The 413-nt window shown below is 62.2% G+C and carries 1 protein-coding gene; it reads left to right on the top strand.

Features of this window, described 5'->3' with window-relative positions; all coding sequences use genetic code 11:
- On the top strand, positions 1 to 413 hold a 413-nt coding region (locus tag E6C55_RS33350; protein WP_168736017.1), incomplete at both ends, for an InlB B-repeat-containing protein.

The raw sequence follows: 413 nt of genomic DNA, 5'->3' as shown, positions 1-413 counted from the left end.
CGGAAAGCGAGGTCACCGTCGAACACGGCCAGACGATAGCCGATCCGACGGAGCCGACGCGAGTGGGGTATGCGTTTGAGGGTTGGTTCGTCGATCCGGCGGATGAGACGGGCGAGTGGGACTTCGATGGGGACACCGTCAGCGGCGATATGACGTTGTACGCGCACTGGAAGCTGAACAGCTACACGGTGACGTTCGACCCGAACGGAGGCAGCTTCTCGGGAAGCGAGGTCACCGTTGAACACGGGCAGACGATAGCCGAGCCAACAGAGCCGACGCGAGTGGAGTACGCGTTTGAGGGCTGGTATGTCGATCCGGCGGATGAGACGGGCGAGTGGGACTTCGACGCCGCTCCGGTAGTCGAGGACATGACGTTGTACGCGCACTGGACGTTGAACAGCTACACGGTGACG

This window comes from Cohnella fermenti (assembly GCF_004801405.1).
Taxonomy (GTDB): Bacteria; Bacillota; Bacilli; order Paenibacillales; family Paenibacillaceae; genus Cohnella; species Cohnella fermenti.
The sequence above is the reverse complement of the archived record's forward strand: the minus strand, read 5'-3'. Positions and strand labels throughout refer to the sequence as shown.